This window comes from Nocardia ninae NBRC 108245, assembly GCF_007990755.1.
Taxonomy (GTDB): Bacteria; Actinomycetota; Actinomycetes; order Mycobacteriales; family Mycobacteriaceae; genus Nocardia; species Nocardia ninae.
In genome coordinates this window covers 19,156-37,785 of sequence record NZ_BJXA01000057.1, presented here as the reverse complement: position 1 = coordinate 37,785, position 18,630 = coordinate 19,156, and the positions used below count along the sequence as shown (strand labels likewise).

General features: G+C 67.0%; 19 protein-coding genes. 6 read left to right on the top strand and 13 right to left on the bottom strand.

The annotated features are described in order from the left end of the window. Nucleotides 1-236: 236 nt before the first annotated feature. Complete coding sequence (locus NN4_RS31190) at nt 237-1,064, bottom strand: NADPH-dependent oxidoreductase (protein WP_246181178.1); 828 nt, start codon at nt 1,062-1,064, stop codon at nt 237-239. A 140-nt stretch (nt 1,065-1,204) separates the two neighbouring features. Here NN4_RS31190 and NN4_RS31185 point away from each other — a divergent pair, with 140 nt between their 5' ends. Next, nucleotides 1,205-1,975: a siderophore-interacting protein gene (locus NN4_RS31185; protein ID WP_147138949.1), complete on the top strand. Its 771-nt coding sequence runs from the start codon at nt 1,205-1,207 to the stop codon at nt 1,973-1,975. 176 nt (nt 1,976-2,151) lie between these two features. On the opposite strand, the gene NN4_RS31180 is transcribed toward NN4_RS31185, so the two are convergent. The 7 genes from NN4_RS31180 to NN4_RS31150 all read right to left on the bottom strand — a co-directional run bounded on the left by NN4_RS31180 (nt 2,152) and on the right by NN4_RS31150 (nt 8,617). After that, nucleotides 2,152-2,886: an HD domain-containing protein gene (locus NN4_RS31180; RefSeq protein ID WP_147138947.1), complete on the bottom strand. Its 735-nt coding sequence runs from the start codon at nt 2,884-2,886 to the stop codon at nt 2,152-2,154. 42 nt (nt 2,887-2,928) lie between these two features. Further along, nucleotides 2,929-3,873: a GlxA family transcriptional regulator gene (locus tag NN4_RS31175; RefSeq protein ID WP_147138946.1), complete on the bottom strand. Its 945-nt coding sequence runs from the start codon at nt 3,871-3,873 to the stop codon at nt 2,929-2,931. A gap of 53 nt (nt 3,874-3,926) precedes the next feature. After that, on the bottom strand, nt 3,927-4,562 hold the full coding sequence (locus tag NN4_RS31170) for a TetR/AcrR family transcriptional regulator (RefSeq protein WP_147138943.1): 636 nt from the start codon (nt 4,560-4,562) through the stop codon (nt 3,927-3,929). 10 nt (nt 4,563-4,572) lie between these two features. Beyond that, nucleotides 4,573-5,718: an aromatic ring-hydroxylating oxygenase subunit alpha gene (locus tag NN4_RS31165; protein ID WP_147138942.1), complete on the bottom strand. Its 1,146-nt coding sequence runs from the start codon at nt 5,716-5,718 to the stop codon at nt 4,573-4,575. Between the two features lie 162 nt (nt 5,719-5,880). Further along, nucleotides 5,881-6,930 carry an ABC transporter substrate-binding protein gene (locus NN4_RS31160; RefSeq protein WP_147138941.1) on the bottom strand — a complete coding sequence of 350 codons (1,050 nt, stop codon included), beginning with the start codon at nt 6,928-6,930 and terminating at the stop codon, nt 5,881-5,883. 3 nt (nt 6,931-6,933) lie between these two features. After that, complete coding sequence (locus tag NN4_RS31155; protein ID WP_222595204.1) at nt 6,934-7,821, bottom strand: ABC transporter permease; 888 nt, start codon at nt 7,819-7,821, stop codon at nt 6,934-6,936. After that, a complete protein-coding gene (locus NN4_RS31150; protein WP_135236875.1) occupies nt 7,811-8,617 on the bottom strand; it encodes an ABC transporter ATP-binding protein in 807 nt (268 codons plus the stop codon). The genes NN4_RS31155 and NN4_RS31150 overlap by 11 nt, the downstream gene beginning before the upstream one ends. Nucleotides 8,618-8,763: 146 nt before the next feature. On the opposite strand from NN4_RS31150, the gene NN4_RS31145 reads away from it, so the two are divergent. Then, a complete protein-coding gene (locus tag NN4_RS31145) occupies nt 8,764-10,452 on the top strand; it encodes an ATP-binding protein (RefSeq protein WP_186818720.1) in 1,689 nt (562 codons plus the stop codon). Next, a complete protein-coding gene (locus NN4_RS31140; RefSeq protein ID WP_147138939.1) occupies nt 10,434-11,117 on the top strand; it encodes a response regulator transcription factor in 684 nt (227 codons plus the stop codon). The genes NN4_RS31145 and NN4_RS31140 overlap by 19 nt, the downstream gene beginning before the upstream one ends. Nucleotides 11,118-11,388: 271 nt before the next feature. On the opposite strand, the gene NN4_RS31135 is transcribed toward NN4_RS31140, so the two are convergent. Then, nucleotides 11,389-11,955 (bottom strand): carboxymuconolactone decarboxylase family protein, encoded by a 567-nt coding sequence (locus tag NN4_RS31135; RefSeq protein ID WP_147138938.1) that lies wholly within the window; start codon nt 11,953-11,955, stop codon nt 11,389-11,391. Nucleotides 11,956-12,019: 64 nt separating this feature from the next. Here NN4_RS31135 and NN4_RS31130 point away from each other — a divergent pair, with 64 nt between their 5' ends. Further along, nucleotides 12,020-12,376, top strand: a complete 357-nt coding sequence (locus NN4_RS31130; protein WP_147138937.1) for a winged helix-turn-helix transcriptional regulator — start codon at nt 12,020-12,022, stop codon at nt 12,374-12,376. Between the two features lie 37 nt (nt 12,377-12,413). Here the strand turns inward: NN4_RS31130 and NN4_RS31125 are convergent, their stop codons facing one another. The 4 genes from NN4_RS31125 to NN4_RS31110 form a co-directional block, all read right to left on the bottom strand. After that, on the bottom strand, nt 12,414-12,956 hold the full coding sequence (locus NN4_RS31125) for an LppP/LprE family lipoprotein (RefSeq protein ID WP_147138935.1): 543 nt from the start codon (nt 12,954-12,956) through the stop codon (nt 12,414-12,416). Nucleotides 12,957-13,011: 55 nt separating this feature from the next. Continuing rightward, nucleotides 13,012-13,704: an HAD family hydrolase gene (locus tag NN4_RS31120; RefSeq protein ID WP_135236870.1), complete on the bottom strand. Its 693-nt coding sequence runs from the start codon at nt 13,702-13,704 to the stop codon at nt 13,012-13,014. Next, complete coding sequence (locus tag NN4_RS31115; protein ID WP_147138933.1) at nt 13,701-15,257, bottom strand: mannitol dehydrogenase family protein; 1,557 nt, start codon at nt 15,255-15,257, stop codon at nt 13,701-13,703. The genes NN4_RS31120 and NN4_RS31115 overlap by 4 nt, the downstream gene beginning before the upstream one ends. Nucleotides 15,258-16,107: 850 nt before the next feature. Then, complete coding sequence (locus NN4_RS31110; protein WP_147138931.1) at nt 16,108-16,317, bottom strand: hypothetical protein; 210 nt, start codon at nt 16,315-16,317, stop codon at nt 16,108-16,110. Between the two features lie 74 nt (nt 16,318-16,391). Between NN4_RS31110 and NN4_RS31105 the strand changes: the two genes are divergently transcribed. Both NN4_RS31105 and NN4_RS31100 read left to right on the top strand, forming a co-directional pair. Further along, nucleotides 16,392-17,441, top strand: a complete 1,050-nt coding sequence (locus NN4_RS31105; protein WP_147138929.1) for a Gfo/Idh/MocA family protein — start codon at nt 16,392-16,394, stop codon at nt 17,439-17,441. Nucleotides 17,442-17,567: 126 nt separating this feature from the next. After that, nucleotides 17,568-18,461 carry a bile acid:sodium symporter family protein gene (locus NN4_RS31100; protein ID WP_147138927.1) on the top strand — a complete coding sequence of 298 codons (894 nt, stop codon included), beginning with the start codon at nt 17,568-17,570 and terminating at the stop codon, nt 18,459-18,461. Nucleotides 18,462-18,630: the final 169 nt, after the last annotated feature.

The following is an 18,630-nucleotide window of genomic DNA, read 5'->3' as shown; positions in this document are numbered from 1 at the left end:
CGGTGCACGGCTGGCCTTTGTGGGTCCGGCGGTGCAATAGACCTCCCGCACCGCGGGGCGCAAATAGCCACCGGGCCGGGATGCCACGTGATCGACCCCGCCAACGCCATCAGGTGTCGCCCTTCGCAGCGGCCATCACGCGACAGACGCTGGGCGATTCAGTTCTGGCGATGCAACCGCCGCAGACCACATTCGCTGCTTCGATACTGCTCGCGGAGCACACACGAGCCCGACTGTCACTTCAGGTGGAAGCCGTGATTCTCCAGCGACTTGCGCAATCGGTCACGTCCACCGAGTCCAGCGACGGAGCCGAGGCGAGCCAGTACACGCTCGGCCCACGAGTGCGAGAGTTGTTGCTCGGCATAGAATTCGGCAATTCTGGCTTCATAGTCAGCGACGTGTTCGCGCTGCCCCGCGAGATCGTAGGTCTCGTGATGCAGTACCGCAGCCTGGGGCAGCCGCGGTTTGACCCTGGCATCTTCGGTCGGATCGGGATGGCCCACGACGAGCCCGAAGACCGCGAACACCTGCGGGGGCAGCTTCAGTTCCGCTGCAACGTCTTCCGGGTTGTTGCGCAGCGCCCCCAGATACACGGTGCCGAGGCCGAGGGATTCCGCGGCGACGACCGCGTTCTGCGCGGCGAGGGCCGCATCGATGAATCCGACGTAGCTGGATTCGAGGTAGTCGGCGCCGTCCAGCGCGGCGTTCCGGTCGTCCGCGAGCTGACGCAGGCGCGCGAAATCTGCTGTCCAGACCAGCAATACGGGCGCTTGCAGGATGTGCGCCTGATTGCCCGACAGTGCCGCGAGCCGCGCTTTGCGTTGCGGGTCGCGCACCGCGATGACGCTCCACACCTGCAGATTCGACGAGGTCGGCGCGGACTGGGCGGCCGAAATCAGCAGGCGCAGCGTGTCGTCGGACACCGGGTCGGCCAGATAGCGCCGCACCGAACGATGCTCGTGCAGCACCTGCAATACCTCGTTCCACCGGGCGGGTTCGGTAGGCTCGGGGTCTCGGTAACGCTGCTGCACCAGGTGGGTCGGCGTCGGCACGGTCTGGGTCATGTTCGTCATCCTGGACCGCCGCGGCGGGTTCGTCAGCGGTTGCTCGCACGATGAGCCGAACACCGCGTGATTTCGTTCGAGATCAACTCGGAGTAGGGTAAGTAAGGTAACCCTAATTGTTGATAGTGGGAGGACTACCTATGGCCAGACCCCGCACCACCCTCACCGTGCAGCACACCGAGTGGCTCAGCCCGCACCTCATCCGGGTGCACCTCGGCGGCCCCGGCTTCGCCGCGTTCCAGACCAGCGAGTTCACCGATGCCTACGTCAAGTTCATCTTCGAGCGCGACGGGATCGAGGTGCTGCGCACCTACACCGTCCGTTCGGTCGATCGGGACGCGGGCCAGATCGCGGCCGATTTCGTGTACCACGGCGCCGAGGGCATCGCGGGACCGTGGGCCGCGGCGGCCCAGCCCGGCGAGACCATCGATATGTACGGCCCCGGCGGCGCCTACTCCCCCCGCGCCGACGCCGACTGGCACCTGCTGGCCGGTGACGAGGCCGCACTGCCCGCCATCGCCGCCGCATTGGCGGCGATGGACCCGGCCGCCGTCGGCTACGCGTTCGTGGAGGTCGCCGGCCCCGAGGACGAGCTCCCCTTGCAGAAGCCCGAGGGCATCGAACTGACCTGGCTGCACCGCGGCACCCAGTCGCCGGGTGAGGTCCTCGCCGAAAGCGTCCGCAAGGCACCCTGGCGCGACGGCCAGGTCCAGGTCTTCATCCACGGCGAAGCCCAGGCCGTCATGCACGACATGCGCCGCTACGTCCGCCGGGAACGCGGCGTCACCGCCGAATGGGCCGCCTCCATCTCGGGCTACTGGCGCCGCGGACGCACCGAAGAAGGCTTCCGCGAATGGAAGGCCGAGCTCAAGGCGAAGGACACCGTCGACGCCGCACCGGCGAGCAGCTGACGAGAACACCGACCCGAGTGGGGCGCCCGACCCGGCGCCCCACTTTTACGTCGAGCGACGGTGGGTCACCGAATCGCCGCGACGTCGGGCAGTAAGGAGCGCGACTGCGAATTGTCCGTGGACGCCTACCGCTGCAAGCCAGTCGAGTAGCACCTTCCCGGGCTATCGCGCTCCGATCAGTCGTGCCAGCCGCTGGAGGCCACGATGTCGTCCCAACTCAACTGGGCTATTTCCGGGTGACGCAGCCGGAGGATTTCCCCGGCCAGGCTGGCCGGAGGTGCCTTGCGGGGGTCGGCCAGGGCTTGGGCTTCGATGGTTTCGGTGAGGACTCGGGTGCCGCCCAGGCGGGGATATGCGGCGTGGACCTGGTCGGCGTAGCCCGGGGGCAGGTCGGTAGGGCTGCCGGCTACGTCGATGCCGATGCCTGCTACGGCCAGCCAGGATTCCGCTGGGCGGCGACGGCGGTAGACGGGGGAATCGGTGAAGCCGGTGGTGTGGGTGGCGATGGCGTCCCAGATGGTGTCGACTCGAGTGTCGGTGACGCCGTTGGCTTCGAGGAACAAGGCGGCTTGGTCTGCGCCGTCTATCTCGAATCGTTGTTCGCTGCTGGGGGTTTCGGCAAGGCCGACGTCGTGTAGGACGCAGATGAGGTACATGGTTTCTTCGTCGTAGTCGGCACCGGGGCGTAGGCCGTGCCGGTCGGCGACCGCGCGGGCGAAGAAGAAGCCGCGCACGCTGTGGTTGCGCAGGGCGGGGGTCAGGGTCCGGTCTATCAATGCGGTTGCCTTGTCCGCCAACGGGGTCGCCGGTAGCGGGAGCGGGTTCGGTTGGCCTGCTGCGGATGTCGACGACAGGGCGGCTGCGGTTCCGGCGATTCCCACGCCGATGGCGGCGCGACGAGATAAGGACATGACTGAACTCCTTGGTACGGATTGGATTTCGAAGGCGTGAAGTCAGGGAGTGGTGGTGCGGAATCGACTCCGGTAGTCACTCGGTGTCGTGCCGAGGACCTCGACGAAGGTGCGGCGCATGGTCTCTTCGGATCCGAAACCGCTGCGCCGAGCGATCGCGGCCACCAGTTCGTCGCTCGTCTCCAGCAGTGCTTGCGCGGCTTCCACGCGCACCTGCTTGACGTACTGCGCGGGCGTCATGCCGGTTTCCTGCCGAAACAGCCTGCTCAGGTGGCGTTCGCTGAGCGCGGCACGGCCGGCCATGGCGGCCAGGCTGTGATCCGCCGACAGATCCTCGACGACGGCATCGACGACCTTGCGCAGACCACTGCTGCGTGGCATCCCGATGCTGGCGCGCACACTGAATTGCGCTTGCCCACCGGGACGGCGCAGGAACACCACCAGATGTTTGGCGAGCGAGCGTGCCACCTCGACGCCGTGGTCCTCTTCCACCAGCGCGAGCGCCAGATCGATACCCGCGGTGACGCCCGCCGAGGTGATCACCGAACCGTCGCGGACAAAGATGGCATCCGCGTCGACCTCGACGGCCGGAAACTGTTGCGCCAGTTGCTCGCAGGCCAACCAGTGCGTCGTCGCCCGGCGACCGTCCAGCAGTCCGGCTTCGGCAAGAACCAGCGCTCCGGTGCATACCGAGGCGATCCGCCGAGCGCTCGCACCGGCTACCCGCACCGACTGCACGAGGTCGTCCGGAATCGGCTCTTCCGGTGCGTATCCGGGAACGAGCAGGGTATCGATCGTGCCCGCCAGATCCTCGACGGCACACGAAACACCCAGCGGCACACCGACGTCGGTGCACACGTCCCGCCCATTCGGCGACGCGAACCGCACCCGGTGCCCGGCCCAGTGCAACACCTGAATCGGCCCGGCAACGTCGAGCAGCAACACACCCTCGGTTACCGCGACCACCACCTCACCACTGGACTCCATGCACCCAGTCTCGACCAGAGCGGAAATGTCCACAAGGACACGTACCCCACAGATCAGGCCATCGATACCGGTTCGGTCACCACCAGCGCGTCCGCAGCGCGCTCGACCTCGGGTAGTCGACCGGGCTCGGCGAGCAGCCCGATCAACGCGAACTCGACGATCTCCCCGGGGCTGACTGCGATCTCCGGCAACGCCAGCGCGTCGAACAGGGCCTGAACCAACCGCGCACCGGACACCGGATTCATCGCCCGCACATCACCTTCCCGCTGCCCCGCCTCGACCATGGCGATAACGACCCGGTCGAGCCGCGAGACGAGCTCCAGCTCGTCGACGAACCGTTCCCGCTGGAGTTCCGGCGAGGTGAGGATGGAGGCGAGGACATAAGGCGAGTCCTGCAGGTGTTGCAGCGTTTCCCGCAGCCAACGGTGCAGCTTGACCACGGCGGGCGCGGACACGGCGCCGAGTTCGTCGGCCAGCGCCAGTGGCCGTTCCAACCCGAGCCGCACCAGCGCGGCGAGGATGTCGTCCTTGGCCGAGAAGTGCTTGTAGATGGCGGGCTGCTGCACCCCGACCGCGGCCGCGATGTCGCGGGTGGAGGTGGCGGAGAAGCCGCGCACCGCGATGAGCTCGGCGGCAGTGCGCAGGATGCGTTCGGCCGCCGGGCTCGATCGGGTGGTTTCCGCGGGCATACGGTTCAGGTTAACGGCCGTTCGGTTCGTCGCCGAGCATTGCGTGCGCCAGGTTCCGATAAAACGCGAGCACACCCGGCTGTTCCTTCGGGCTCAGGTGCCCGCGTTCGGCGAACCGCGAGGAGACGCCGCGCTGGACGGCTTCCAGCCCGAGCCGATCCTCATTGTTGATCATCGCGGTGGCCGCCTGCTGGGTTCTGGTCACCGCCTCGGACACGCCGACCAGCTCGGGCATGGTGAGCACGCCGCCGACCACGTGCACCCGATCGATGGCCGTCGGCAGGAAGCTGAACCAGACGATCTGGTCGCTCACCCCGATGAAAGCGCTGGACGGGAAGGTCAGCAGCACCATGCCATTGGCCTGCTGAATCTCGTTGAGCGTCAATACCTCCGGCTCCACCGACGCGACGAAGGGGATCCTGGCGTGCAGCACCCATGGCGAGTACTGCTCGACGAACATGTCACTGCCGCCGGGCATGAACGGCTCGAGCGTCTCCCGGTGCAGCCCGATCACGTGATAGTTCTCGTGGCCGTTCTCCATCACGCTCTTCCAGTTCGTCTGCCACTCGTAGGACCAGGAGTCGACCAGCACCATCTCGTTCAGCCGATAGTTGGCGAACTGATGTGCGGCCAAGTCCAGGTGGGCACCGATCGGGTCGGCGTCCGCGTCGAGATTGACGAAGACCAAGCCGTTCCATTCCGCGACCGCGAACTGCGGCAACCGGCAGTCCTTCGGCTCGAACTGCTTGTTGCCGCCCATGTATGGCGCGCCGCGCAGCCGCCCGTCCAGGCCGTACTTCCACAGGTGGTACTGGCAGGTGAAGGCGTCGGTACGGCCCGCGCCGGGTTCGACGAGCGGCATCAGTCGATGACGGCAGATCGGTGACATCGCGTGTAGCGCATCATCTTTCGCACGGGCGACGACCACCGGTTCGCCGGCGATGGAGACGGCGACGTAGTCACCCGGGGTGGCGAGTTGACCGACGTGGGCGACGAGATACCAGCAGCGGTGGAAGATCCGCTCGCGTTCCATGTCCCACAGTTCGGGCGATGTGTAGGCGCTCGGCGGCAGGGTGAGCGCGGGCGGATCGTCGCCGCGGCACTGCCGCAGTGCCGCGAGAACTTCCGCGGTGCCGGATGTGATGAGCGTAGACATACTGAGCCTCCCTGCGTGGTTATCGCTCGATAACCTTTGAAGTCAGGTTATCAAACGATAACCATCCGTCAAGGGGTCGTCGGCGGCACGCAAAGTACGACCACAAACAGCAGGTCCCGCGCTCCATCGAAACCGGAGCGCGGGACCTGAACGGCTACCGCACTATTGGTTGGTGCGCAGCGCCTCCTCCACGAACTTCGTCGTGTACGTCTTGTCCAGCTCGATCCGGTCTCGCACCGGCGCCACATTGCGCGAGTACTTGCCGAGAATGTTCAAAACGTTCTGTGCCCCTTCGGCTTTCATCAGTCCGTCACCGTTGAACATGCCGATCGAGTCACGAATCGACTGGACGTAGAGGTCCTTTCCGGCGTTCGCGTACTGCGGCGGCATCTTGGCGGCGATCTCCTCCGGGGTGTGCTGCTTGATCCACTGCAACGTCTGCACGAAGGCCGCCGCCAGCTTGCGGACGATGTCCGGATGCGATTCGACTGTCTGGCAACGCATGTACAGCGAGGTCGCCGGGTACAGACCGCCGAGCGCCGCACGAGTGCCCGCCTCGGTGCGCATGTCGACCAGGATCTCCGCCTCCCCCGAGTTGACCATCTGCGCCACGGTCGGATCGGTGGTCATGCCGGCGTCGATGCCGTTGTGGTTCATGCCCGCGATGAACGTCTGTCCCGCGCCGGCCCGCACCCGGGTGTAATCCTTGGTGGTCATGCCCTCGATCCCGGTGAGCGCCTGGGTCAGGAAGTCGGTCGACGACCCGAACGAGGTGACACCGAGGTTGCGGCCGCGCAGATCGCGCACCGACTTGATGGCGCCTGCGTCGGCCTTGGCGACCAACTCCACCTCACCGGGCACGTCGGCGAACTGCACCACCGAGGTGAGGCACTGGTCCTTGGCCTGCAGGTCGACGGTGTGATCGTAGAAACCGACCACCGCCTGCACATCGCCGGTCAGCAAGGCGGTTTCGGCGTTGGCGCCGGACTGCTCGCCGAGCAACGAGACGTCGATGTCGTTCTTCTCGAAGAAGCCGAGCTGTTTGGTCAGCATGGCGGGCAGGTAGATCACCTTCTCCAACCCGCCGACCATGATGGTGATCTGCGGGCGCCCGTCCGACATCGGGATGGTGCGCGACTCGCGGCACCCGGTGACCGTCAGCAACGCCGCTATGGCGAGGACGATGATGGCGGAGTTCTTGATGTACCTCATCGCTCAGATCCCGTGGCTCGACTGTGCCTGCGAGGGACGCCATTTCAGCAGCTTGCCCTCGGCCATGCCGATCCCCCACTCCGCGAGCAGCGCGATCACCGTGATGATGATCATGCCCGCGTAGATGCCCGCCGAGTCGAACGTGCCCTGGGCGTTGCTGATCAGCAGGCCCAAACCTCTACTGGCACCAGCGTATTCGCCCACCACGGCGCCGATCAAGGCGAAGCCGAAGGCGGTGTGCAGGCTGGACAGGATCCAGGTGGTCGCGCTCGGCAACACGATGGCGGTGAGCACCTGACGCTTACCGGCGCCGAGGATGCGCGCGTTGTTGATGACGTTGCCGTCCACCTCCCGCGCCCCGGTGAACGCGTTGAAGAACACCGCGAAGAACACCAGCACGACCACCGTGGCGACCTTCGAGCTGAGCCCGAGACCGAACCAGATGATGAACAGCGCCGCGAGCACGATGCGCGGAACCGCGTTGAGCGCCTTGATGAACGGCGCGAGCACGTCGGCCCAGTACCGGCTGCGACCGAGCAGGGTGCCGAGCACCACGCCCGCGACCGCGCCGATCAGGAAGCCGAGCACCGCCTCCTGCACGGTGGTGAAGATCTGCAGCCAGATCGAACCGAATTGGGTTCCCTCGGTGAACCATTCGACCAACCGGTCCCAGATCAGCGACGGCTTCGAGTAGAAGAACGGATCGATCCACAGCGTGGCGGTGAGCTCCCACGAGCCGAGCCACAGGACGACCAGCGCGATGCGCAACCCCCAGGTGCGCAGCCGCACACGCCGGGCGTTGGTGCGCACCCGCGCGAGGATCTGCTCCTCGGTCTCGTTCTCCGGCACCGGTGCCGGGGCGGCATCCTTTTCGAGGACGTCATGCGACACGGGAGGCTCCCTTGGCTCGAGCCGCATCGACCTCGTCGCGCAGCGTTTCCCAGATTTCTTTGTAGATATCGCGGAACTCGGTGGTGAGCCGCACCTCTTCGACATTGCGCGGGCGCTCCAGCGCGACGGGGAAGTCGCCGCACACGGTCGCCGGGCTCGCCGTCATGACGATCACCCGGTCGGCGAGCACGATCGCCTCTTCCAGATCGTGGGTGACGAAGATGACGGCCGCGCCGGTGCCCGCCCATACGCGCAGCAGTTCGTCCTGCATGAGCTGGCGGGTCTGCACGTCGAGCGCGCTGAACGGCTCGTCCATCAGCAGGATCTCCGGGTCGTTGACCAGGGTTTGCGCCAGCGCGACGCGCTTGCGCATGCCGCCGGACAGCTGATGCGGATAGTAGGTCTCGAACCCGGCCAGGCCGACCTTGTGCACCCACACCGAAGCCTGCTGCCGCGCATCGGCTTTCGACGCACCCCGCAGGCGCGGGCCGAGGGCGACGTTGTCCAGCACGGTTTTCCACGGCAGCACCGCGTCCAGCTGGAACATGTAACCGATGCCGTCCGGGATGCCGGTGACGTCCTTGCCGCGCACCAGCGTCCGGCCCGCCGAGGCGGGTTCGAGGCCGGATACGAGGGACAGGGTGGTCGACTTACCGCAGCCGGTCGGGCCGACCACGGCGACGAATTCGCCGGGGCGGACCGCAAGGTCGAGGTTCTGCACGGCGGTGTGGATGCCGCCACCGGTGCCGGGGAAACGCTTCGTCGCGCTCCGCAGCTCGATGAGTGGGTTGGTCATGGGGTAGCTCCTGCGAGATCGAGGTAGAGCGAACGTACGTGGGCCGGGTCACACCGCGGAGCTTGTGCGCACAAGCCGTGCAAAGTACCGATTCGCTAGTTCTGCGCATTCTGCTCACGCCCGGTGCGGTGGTCTATGCTCCGCCAATGGCCACTGAGGGCGCGCGGGCCGTGCGATTGAGGACGCAGGTTCTGCTGTTGCAGATCGTGGTGGTCACCCTCACCCTCGGCGTCGCCTTCGCGGTTTTCGGCTACCTCAGCGATCAACGGCTGCGCGACGGATACGGACAGCGGGCCCTCGCGATCGCGCGCACCGTCGCCGCCGATCCCGCGGTGCGCGACGAGGTGACCCGGTACGCGCCCGGGGCGATCAGCGCCGACCCGCTGCTGCGTGCGCGGCTCGCCGCCGGACCGCTGGAACGGATCGCCGTCGACACGACGGAGCGAACCGGCGCCTTGTTCGTGGTGATCACCGATGATTCCGGGATTCGGCTGGCACATCCCGACGCGGCGCGGCTCACCGAGCATGTGAGCACCGATCCCTCCGGCGCGTTGGCCGGGCGCGAGGTGATCGCCGAGGAGCGCGGCACGCTCGGCGACTCGGTGCGGGCGAAAGTGCCGGTGCTCGAACCTTATTCGGACCGAATCGTCGGCGCGGTGAGCGTCGGCATTTCCACCGAGGCGGTGCGTGATCAGTTGCTCGACGACTTGCGAACCGCCGGTTTGCTGGTCGGCGCCGCGCTTTTGGTAGGGATCGCGGGATCGATGCTGCTGGCACGTCGTTGGCGCGGGCTGACGCTCGGGTTGGAACCCGCGGAACTCGCTGAGCTCGTGCGCGGCCAGGCTGCGGTGTTGCACGGCATCGGGCGCGGCGTGCTTGCGGTCGATTCTTCTTGGCGCACAACGTTTGTCAATGATGAAGCGCGCAGGCTACTCGGGATCGATGCGGAGATCGGCCGACCGGTGGACGAGATCGGGCTGACGCCACGGGTACTGGAGGTTTTCCGTGGGCTCGATGAGCAACCCGCGTCAGCGACCGTCGGTTCGCACATCGTCGTGGTGGCCGCGCGGCCGGTGCATCGGGACCGGCGCGATCTGGGCGCGGTGCTGACCGTGCGCGACCGAACCGACGTGGAGGCACTGACCCGTCAGCTCGATGCGGTGCAGTCGATGAGCACGGTGTTGCGGGCGCAACGGCACGAGTTCTCCAACAAGATGCACCTGATCAGCGGGCTGTTGCATGGTGGGCGGACCGAGGAGGCGTCGCGGTCGATCGACGAGATGATCGGGGCGGGGCCGCTCGGGGCCGCCGCGCCCGGTATCGATGCCATCCATGACGCGTACCTCCAAGCGTTTCTCGCGGCGAAGGCGGCGCACGCGCGGGAGAGCGGCGTCGAACTGGTCCTCGGGCCGAACACCTGGGTGGACGGCAGCCTCGTCGATCCCGTCGACGTGACGACCGTGCTCGGCAACCTGCTCGACAACGCCATCGAGGCCGTGCTGGCCTCGGACAATCCGGTCAAGCAGGTGGAAGTCGAACTGGTGCAGGAAGATTCGACGCTGCACATCGTGGTGGCCGACAGCGGCGACGGTGTCGCGCCGGAGCTGATCGATGTGCTGTTCACCGAGGGCACCTCCACCCGCGACAGCCGTGACGTCCCCGGCGGACGCGGTGTCGGCCTCGCGTTGATCCGCCAGATCGCCCGCACGCACGGCGGCGACGTCCGGCTGGCCAGTCCGCGCGGCGAGACTCCCCCACTCACCGGCGCCGAATTCAATGCCCGCATTCCCGAAGTGCTCGTAGACAGCAAGGTGTCATGGCCCCATCAGATTTGACTGTGCTCGTCGTCGACGACGACTTTCGTGTCGCCAACCTGCATGCCGGAATCGTCGACTCCATCGCGGGTTTCGCCGTCGCGGGGACCGCCAACACCTTGGCCGCGGCGCGTGCGGTGCTGGCGGCGGGCCCGGTCGACCTGGCTTTGGTCGACGTGTACCTGCCCGACGGTTCCGGTGTCGACTTCGTACGCGAATTACGCTGCGACGCAATGGTGCTGACCGCCTCCACCGACAGCACCGCGGTCCGCGCCGCCCTCTCCGCCGGTGCGCTGGCCTTCCTCGTCAAACCCTTCCCGCACACCGAACTCGCCGCCCGGCTGGCCGCCTACGCCCGCTACCGCCGCATCCTCACCACCCCGCAGGTGGACAACGCCCGCGTCGACGCCGCCCTGCAAGCCCTGCGCCCCACGACCACCGCCAGCGCCCCCACCACCGTCGCCTCCCCCACCAAAGACCTCGTCCTGCACTCGATCCTCGAAGCAGGCCACCCCCTCTCCGCCGCCGAGGTAGCCACCGCCATCGGCATCTCCCGCGCCACCGCCCAGCGCTACCTCGCCACCCTCGTCGGCACCGGCAGCCTCCGCATGAGCCTGCGCTACGGCAGCACCGGCCGTCCGGAACAGGAGTATTCGGCGGCGGGCAGCCAGGCCAGATCCGAGTGAAAGCTGCCCGGAGTCACGCCGGGAAGTGGCGAGCCCCGAGTCCGCACGGGAGTACCCGGCGACGGTCAGCCAGATCAGTTCCGAGCGAAGGCCACCCGGAGTCACGCCGGACGTGACGAGCCGCGAGTCCGCACGGAAGTACTCGGCGGCGGTCAGCCAGGCCAGATCCGAGCGAAGGCCACCCGGAGTCACGCCGGACGTGGCGAGCCAGTCCGCACGGGAGTATTCGGCCTCGGTCAGCCAGCTAGAACCCCACTGGAGCCCACGCGGATCACGCGGGGAAGTGGCGGGCCCAAGTTTCGCGGTCGAGCCGGGCGGTGTTGATCACTGTGCTGAGCAGGCGGTACCAGCCGGTGGTGGTGATCAGCTCGAGTACTTGGTCGTCGCGGTAGTGGCTGGTCAAGTCCGGCCACAGGGTGTCGGAAATTGTTGCGGTGTCGTGAATTTCGTCTACCAGGCGGATCAGGGTGGCGTCGTTGGGTGACCACGCTGGGTGGTCGGGGTCGCCTACGGTGGCGTCGATCTGCTCGGGGGTCAGGCCGACGTCGGGGGCTTGGAGTACGGCGTGGATGCCCCATTCGTATTCGGCGTTCGTGCGGGCGCAGGTGCGGAGGATGACGATCTCGCGGTCGCGGGGCGGGATGCGGCCGTGGCCGAGGATGCCTGCGCCGAGGGGGCGCATTCGGCTGAAGAGGTCGTCGTGGCGTGCGAGGGTGCGGAAGAGGGCCAGGGGTTCGATGGCCGAGCCGGGCGGCATCCATTTGCGGAGTTGCGCCTCTATATCAGGAGCGTACGGCGGCGATAGTGGCGTGATGCGCGGAAGAGATTCGGTGCTCATGGTCGATCCTCATATCGGACGGCGTTGTATCCTTGCTTCGGAAACAAGAGCAAGGATGGTGGCGATGGTAGCTTCGGAATCCGAAGCGGGCAAGACTCCGACCGTCGGCGGGCCGGTGCGCGGGTCGCAGACCGGGCGTCCGATCATGGTGCTGCTGGATCTACTGGGCAGGCGGTGGGCACTGCGGGTGCTGTGGGAGTTGCGCGACGGGCGGGGGGTGACGTTCCGCGAGTTGCAGACGCTGAGCGGCGGCGTATCGGCCAGCGTGCTCAACGATCGGCTGCGGGAACTTCGCAAGGCGGGGGTGATAGCCGCGGAGTCGAACGGCTACCAGCTCAGCGCGGACGGTCTCGATCTCGTCGCAGCGCTCGCCCCACTACAGGTTTGGGTGCAGCGATGGTCGGACGAGCCGGAACCCTAAGGCGCAGCACGCCATGTGCGGCACACCAACCGTACGACTACTTCGGCGGTGTACCGATCATCCGTACTTTCTGCCCCTCCCAATGGAATTGGACATAGGTGACGGTCCCGTCGGGGCAGGCGTTGCAGGTGCCGGGGGTCTTGTAGGCCAGGCCGACCTTGTCGTCGGTGGTGCGGTCGACGTCCAGTGACGTGAACCCGTGCGCCTCGGGTGTCGCGGTCCCGATGTAGGACCCCTTGTGGAACAGCAGGGCGTGGTTGGGCGAACTCCCCGGCGCCCCTTGCACCGTGATGATCACGGTCGACAGGGTGGCGCACGGATCGAAGTTCCCCTCGAACCCACGCGGATCGGTGGACCACGGCGCGTGCGTGATCGGCTCGGCGGGCAACGCGGCGATGGCCGACTGGATCACCGGCGCCGAAAGGTCGACACCGCACCGGACGGGCGCGCTCGAGGTGGTCGGCGCGGCATTGCGCACGCGGGTCTCCGATGACCCACTGCCACCCTCGGCGGCGCATCCGGCGACCGCCACCACGATTCCGGCACACACGACAAAGACAGGTCGAGCTATCCGCACCACGAGAGATCCTTTTCAGGTCCGCCGACAGATTCGAGTTAGCTCGGAACAGTCTCGCCTATGCGGTCGACGCGGTCGAGGCCGCATTGGCGACCGCGAGGTATTCGATGACCTGATGCAGATCCGGGTACAGCCGGTGCGCGAGCCTGCGGGACTCCTCGGTCGGCTGCACCAGATCGGGAACGAGGATGCAGCGCAGGCCCGCGGCGCAGGCGGCACGTAGGCCGTTGGTCGAATCTTCCAGTGCGAGTGTGGTTTCCACCTCGCCGCCAAGCGCCGCCATCGCCTTGAGGTACGGCTCGGGGTCGGGCTTGCCCTTGGTCACGTCCTGACGCGTCACGACCACGTCGAACCGGTCCGCGATGCCGGCCAGTTGGAGGTGGTGATCGGCGCGCTCCCGCGACGACGACGTCGCGATCGCCTTCGGGACGCCTTGCGCGTCGAGCGCGTCGAGCAGCGCCACCGCGCCGGGCTTGGTGGTCAGCCTGCCGCCGTCGACGAGCCGGCGCAGGTGCACCTCGTGCAGGTCGAAGTACTCCTCCAGCGGGAATCCCCGACCGTAGGCGGCCGCGGCGAGCGTGCGGCAGCGGTCGGCGGGCACGCCGATCATGCTGCGACAGAACTCGGGTGCCATCTCGTAGCCGAGCTCGGCGCCCGCCGAGACCAGCGACTCCATGGCCAGGCTCTCCGAGTCGATGAGCAACCCGTCCATATCGAAAACTACTGCGCGAACCGGGTTTTCGGCGTTCACCCGTTGCTCCCTTCCGATTGCGACGCCAACCGGCGCCGGACCGCGGCATCGACACCGTCGCGGGTCATTTCGGCCAGGGCGTCACCGACCTGCCGCTGCACGTTCTCCAGTTCCGGTAGCGTGCCGAAAATATCGGTGCGCTGCAAGAACGCCTGCGCACAGCGATGCGGGTCGGCGTCGACCAGCACCGCGAGCGAATCTTCCCTCGGGTCGATGAGCTCCATCACCGCGCCGGGGGCGTGGCTGGCGGTGAACCACCGTATCCACGCGGCGATCAGCAAGGTCGCGCCGGGGGTGGGCCTGCCTGCGGCGATGTTGTCGCGCAGAGCGTCGACGACCCTGGGCATCATCTTGTCCGAACCGTTGCGGCCGATGCGCGTCATGTCCTGGGCGATGGCCGGATTGCGGAAACGGCGCATCAAATCGTCTACGGTCCTGCGTAATTCGGGGGTCGACAGGGCCAGCGTCGGTCCCTGCTCGTCCAGCATGAACTGGCGGGCCAGCGCCGCCAGTGCCGGATCGGCCGTCGCGTCGGCGATGGTGCGGTGGCCTGCCACGCCACCGAGGTAGGCGAGCAGCATGTGCGTGCCGTTGAGCAGGCGAAGCTTGGCCAGCTCGTAATCCTTGACGTTGGAGACGAATTGGGCGCCGCCGAGTTCCCACTGCGGGCGCTCGCCGTCGAAATCCTCGATGGTCCAGGTCATGAACGGCTCGGCCGAGACCGGTGCGCGGTCCTCGATGCCGCCGAGCCAGTTGCGGGCCACCGCGGCATCGGTGGGCGCGGTCGGCTGCACGATGCGGTCCACCACGCTGTTCGGGAACTGCACGTGCCTGGCGATCCACTCGGCGAGATGATCGTCGCGCAGCAGCGCGAAATCGATGACCGCACGGCGCAGGGTGCTGCCGTTCGCGCACAGGTTGTCGCAGCTGATGATCACCGGCGGGGTGCTGCCCCGCCGACGGACCAGTTCGAGACCCTGCGCGAGCATGCCGATCGGGGTGATCGGCTTGGTCGGGAACCGGACGTCGTGGCGGACGCCGGGGCAGTCCACCTCCAACCGGCCGGTGACCGGCGATACGCAGTAACCGCTCGCGGTGACGGTGAGCGTGACGATCTTGACGCGCGGGTCGGCGATGCGCTGCGGCACGCCGATCAGGTCGGTCGGGGCGTGCACGGCCTCGGTGATCGAGCCGACCACCTCCACCCGCGCCGCACCGTCTTCGTGCAGCAGCGTGGTGTACAGGTGGTCCTGCGCCCGCAGCGCGTCGACGACCGTCGGGCGGTTGATGGCGACGGCGGTGATGCCCCAGCGCGGATCGCCGGTCTCGTTCATCGCGTGCTGGGTTGCCAGGGCCTGGTGCGCGCGGTGGAACGAGCCGCAGCCGAGGTGCAGGATCCCGGCGGTCAGGCTGCGCGGGGCGAACCCTGGCCTGGCGACCGAGACGGGAAGGCGGGTGAGCATGTCGGTGGACAGGCGCGGCACCACCTTGCCCGGAATCCGGGACGTCAATTCTGTCCGAGTTTTCTTCGCCGTAATCAGCGGCACACGCATGTGCGGCCTCCGTTGGGTCTACAGAAGGGGCGATATAGAACGCCTTATCAGCATTGACTAAGCGACATTTCAAACGTAGGTGAGGTCGGCCAGTATTTCGACAGCAAACCCCGGATCCGGCAACTGAAGGCACGTTGCAGCAGGTCACTGGGTGTAATGCAAATATTCCGTAAAGCTCCACCTCAGAGGCCATGAATTGGCGGTAACTAGCGGGAATACGCATCGCCGAAATGCATACTCGTGACCTCTGTCACGCAGACTTATTTCCGTTTTGCCCGTTAGGAAACGCTTTAAGATTGCTCACAGATTTGCTGAGTAATTGCCGATATTCGACAGGAGAATACGGTGTAAACACCGCCGCAACGGCCCGGGGTGGCAACGAGATGCACTGCGGCGGAACTATTTCTGAATGGAATCATCTGCACGCCCGCCGCCTCGTAGGGTGGCCAGGCCGGCGAGGTCGTAAGCAAGACTAAGGTTGCTTCACAGTTGCCGACGGGCGGTAGTGAGGGTAGGTGCCCCTCGGTATCCATCTCGGTCGACCGCTGCTCAACATCGGCCGTCGCCAGCCGTGTCGGCCGTCGCCAGCCATGTCGGCTGTCGCTAGCTATGTCGGCTGTCGCTAGCTATGTCGGCTGTCGGTAGCCATGTCGGCCATCGCTTGCGGTGTCGGCCCGTCGATCGCGCACGGTGTCAGCCGTCTTCGTTCGGGGCGTCGCCAACGAGCCGATCCGCTGCCACGACCGGCCGGAGCCGGACCACCCGCGCCGCTAGCTCGACATATATGCAGCCCGCCGCGTTGCCCACACCACAAGCAGACAAGCGACCACCCCGAACAAGGCATTCGACATCAGATCGACGAGCACCGATCCACCGCTTTCGGGCTGCATCGGGAACGAGATCCACGCACGAGCAGCGCGCCGCACCCGTACATCGGCGCGAGCAGCAGGCCGAGCGGCAATTCGGACACCGTCAGATTGCCGAGTAGGAATTCACCGATGAACGGTGCCACCGCGAGCAGGCCGAGAACCGGCGCCCATCGAGTCGCGTGGCCCCGCATGACAGGCACGGTAGTCAGCGCTGACACCTCGGGGCATGACCCGAATTCCTGGGACGATCCGCTAGCGTCGAGGCATGACGCTCCAGGTCGCTGTTCTCGGGTACGGATTGGCCGGGTCGGTTTTCCATGCGCCGCTGATCGCCGCCGATCCGCGGCTGCGGGTGGCGGTGGTGGTCACCTCGTCGGCCCAGCGGAAGGCGCAGGCCGAACGGGAACATCCCGGCGTGCGGGTGGTCGCTACCGCCGACGAACTGTTCGCGGATCCCGCCGGGATAGATCTCGTAGTTATCGCTACGCCCAACCGCACGCATGCTCCGCTGGCCAGGCAGGCGTTGGACGCCGGCCTGCCGGTCGTGGTGGACAAGCCGTTCGCGGTATCGGTCGCCGAGGCCGAGGATTTGGTCGAGCGAGCCGAGCACGCCGGGCTGGCGCTGACCGTCTTTCAGAATCGTCGCTGGGACGGTGACTTCCTCACCGTGCGCGCCCTCACCCAGGCGGGTCGGCTCGGGCAGGTGCGGCGCTTCGAGTCGCGCTTCGAACGCTGGCGTCCGCTGCCGAAGGGCGGCTGGCGGGAGATGGGCGGCACCGCCGAGGGCGCGGGGCTGCTCTTCGATCTCGGTAGTCATCTGATCGATCAGGCGCTGACGCTGTTCGGGCCGGTGGAGTCGGTGTACTGCGAGCTGGATCAGCGACGCGAGGGCGTGCAGACCGATGACGACGCCTTCCTCGCGCTGACGCACACCTCTGGCGTTCGATCTCACCTCTGGATGAGTGCCGTTGCGCCGCAACTGGGTCCGCGGTTTCGCGTGCTCGGTTCCCAGGCGGGGTATGTCAGCTACGGTCTGGATCCGCAGGAAAGCGCGTTGCGCGCCGGTCGCCGCCCGGATGACGGCAAGCCTTGGGGCACAGTCGGATCCGAGCACTGGGGTGTCTTCGGTGCCGAGCCCGCCGTCGAACGGGTGCCCACCATCGCGGGCGACTACCCGGCCTTCTACGCCGCGCTTGCTACCGCTCTGCTCGACGGCGGGCCCGTTCCGGTCGACCCGCGCGACGCCGTGGCCACACTGCGCGTGCTGGAATCCGCGCGCCGATCTTCCGCCGACGGCAAGATCGTCACGGCGTGAATCGGCGGCAACCTTAGCGCTCAGCCCTCAGTATTTGGACTGGCGACGCGCGCCGTGGATCGATAACGTCGTCACTCGGTGTCGGCTGCGTGTGGGCCGGCCGCTCGGCTGAGGAGGAGATCCCCAATGGGTTCAACGATTTTCGCGGTGTTCCTGCCGCTGGCCCTGGCCTTGGTGATGTTCGGACTCGGCTTGACCCTGGCCGTGGACGACTTCGCCAGGGTGCTGCGCTATCCGAAAGCCGCGGTGATCGCGCTGCTCTGCCAGATGGTGCTGCTGCCCGCGGTGTGCCTCGGGCTGATCTATCTGTTCCGCCTCGAAGGGGCGCTCGCCGTTGGCATGCTGTTGCTCGCCGCGTCGCCGGGCGGACCGTCGGCCAATCTGTTCAGCCACATCGCGGGCGGCAATGTGGCACTGAACATCACGCTCACCGCGATCAATTCGGTGCTCGCGGTGTTCACCATGCCGTTGATCGTCGCGTTCGCGTTCAGCCGATTCATGGACGGCGACGGGTCGTTCGGGCTGCGGCCGGACAAGTTCGCGCAGGTGTTCGCGATCGTGCTGGTGCCGGTGGCGATCGGCATGTGGGTACACCGCCGGTTCACCGCGTGGGCCGAGCGGATGCGCGGAAACGTCAAGATCCTGTCGATCGTGGTGCTCGCGCTGGTCGTGCTCGCTGCCGTGGCGAAGAACTTCAGCACGCTCACCGAGAACATCGGCAAGCTCGCCTCGCTGAGTCTGCTGTTCGCCGTGATCAGTCTGGCCGTGGGGTATTTCGTGCCGCGACTGTTCGGGATCGATGCTGATCAGGCGATCGCCTCGGCCATGGAGATCGGGATTCACAACGGTGCGATCGCCATTGCCATCGCGAGTTCGGTGCTGCACAACGGTGCGATGGCGGTGCCGGGCGCGGTGTACGGCGTGCTCATGAACATCCCCGCGGCGATCGCGGCGTTCCTGCTGGCCAGGTATGTGCGGCACGAGCGGTCGGCACCGATGTCCAGCGCAACGGCCACGTAGACGCCGGACCGCGCCGGATCGAACGGCTGTCCGACGCCGTGCCCGTGGAAACCGTCGGCGTTCGATCGAGAGCAGCGGGGCGTCCCGCGGAAACCTCGCACCGTCCATCGGGCGCCGCGGCATCCCATCGCGCAGCGCGGCATCCGATCGAAACCGCGCAAGCCCCTGG

Excerpts from the sequence above, each read along its gene's own strand:
- NN4_RS31175 (WP_147138946.1), bottom strand. The coding sequence starts at position 3,873 with ATGGAGTCCAGTGGTGAGGTGGTGGTCGCGGTAACCGAGGGTGTGTTG.
- NN4_RS31100 (WP_147138927.1), top strand. The coding sequence starts at position 17,568 with ATGGGTTCAACGATTTTCGCGGTGTTCCTGCCGCTGGCCCTGGCCTTG.
- NN4_RS31105 (WP_147138929.1), top strand. The coding sequence starts at position 16,392 with ATGACGCTCCAGGTCGCTGTTCTCGGGTACGGATTGGCCGGGTCGGTT.
- NN4_RS31110 (WP_147138931.1), bottom strand. The coding sequence starts at position 16,317 with ATGCGGGGCCACGCGACTCGATGGGCGCCGGTTCTCGGCCTGCTCGCG.
- NN4_RS31165 (WP_147138942.1), bottom strand. The coding sequence starts at position 5,718 with ATGTCTACGCTCATCACATCCGGCACCGCGGAAGTTCTCGCGGCACTG.
- NN4_RS31130 (WP_147138937.1), top strand. The coding sequence starts at position 12,020 with ATGGTAGCTTCGGAATCCGAAGCGGGCAAGACTCCGACCGTCGGCGGG.
- NN4_RS31180 (WP_147138947.1), bottom strand. The coding sequence starts at position 2,886 with ATGTCCTTATCTCGTCGCGCCGCCATCGGCGTGGGAATCGCCGGAACC.
- NN4_RS31135 (WP_147138938.1), bottom strand. The coding sequence starts at position 11,955 with ATGAGCACCGAATCTCTTCCGCGCATCACGCCACTATCGCCGCCGTAC.
- NN4_RS31150 (WP_135236875.1), bottom strand. The coding sequence starts at position 8,617 with ATGACCAACCCACTCATCGAGCTGCGGAGCGCGACGAAGCGTTTCCCC.
- NN4_RS31185 (WP_147138949.1), top strand. The coding sequence starts at position 1,205 with ATGGCCAGACCCCGCACCACCCTCACCGTGCAGCACACCGAGTGGCTC.
- NN4_RS31145 (WP_186818720.1), top strand. The coding sequence starts at position 8,764 with ATGGCCACTGAGGGCGCGCGGGCCGTGCGATTGAGGACGCAGGTTCTG.
- NN4_RS31115 (WP_147138933.1), bottom strand. The coding sequence starts at position 15,257 with ATGCGTGTGCCGCTGATTACGGCGAAGAAAACTCGGACAGAATTGACG.
- NN4_RS31140 (WP_147138939.1), top strand. The coding sequence starts at position 10,434 with ATGGCCCCATCAGATTTGACTGTGCTCGTCGTCGACGACGACTTTCGT.
- NN4_RS31190 (WP_246181178.1), bottom strand. The coding sequence starts at position 1,064 with ATGACCCAGACCGTGCCGACGCCGACCCACCTGGTGCAGCAGCGTTAC.
- NN4_RS31170 (WP_147138943.1), bottom strand. The coding sequence starts at position 4,562 with ATGCCCGCGGAAACCACCCGATCGAGCCCGGCGGCCGAACGCATCCTG.
- NN4_RS31160 (WP_147138941.1), bottom strand. The coding sequence starts at position 6,930 with ATGAGGTACATCAAGAACTCCGCCATCATCGTCCTCGCCATAGCGGCG.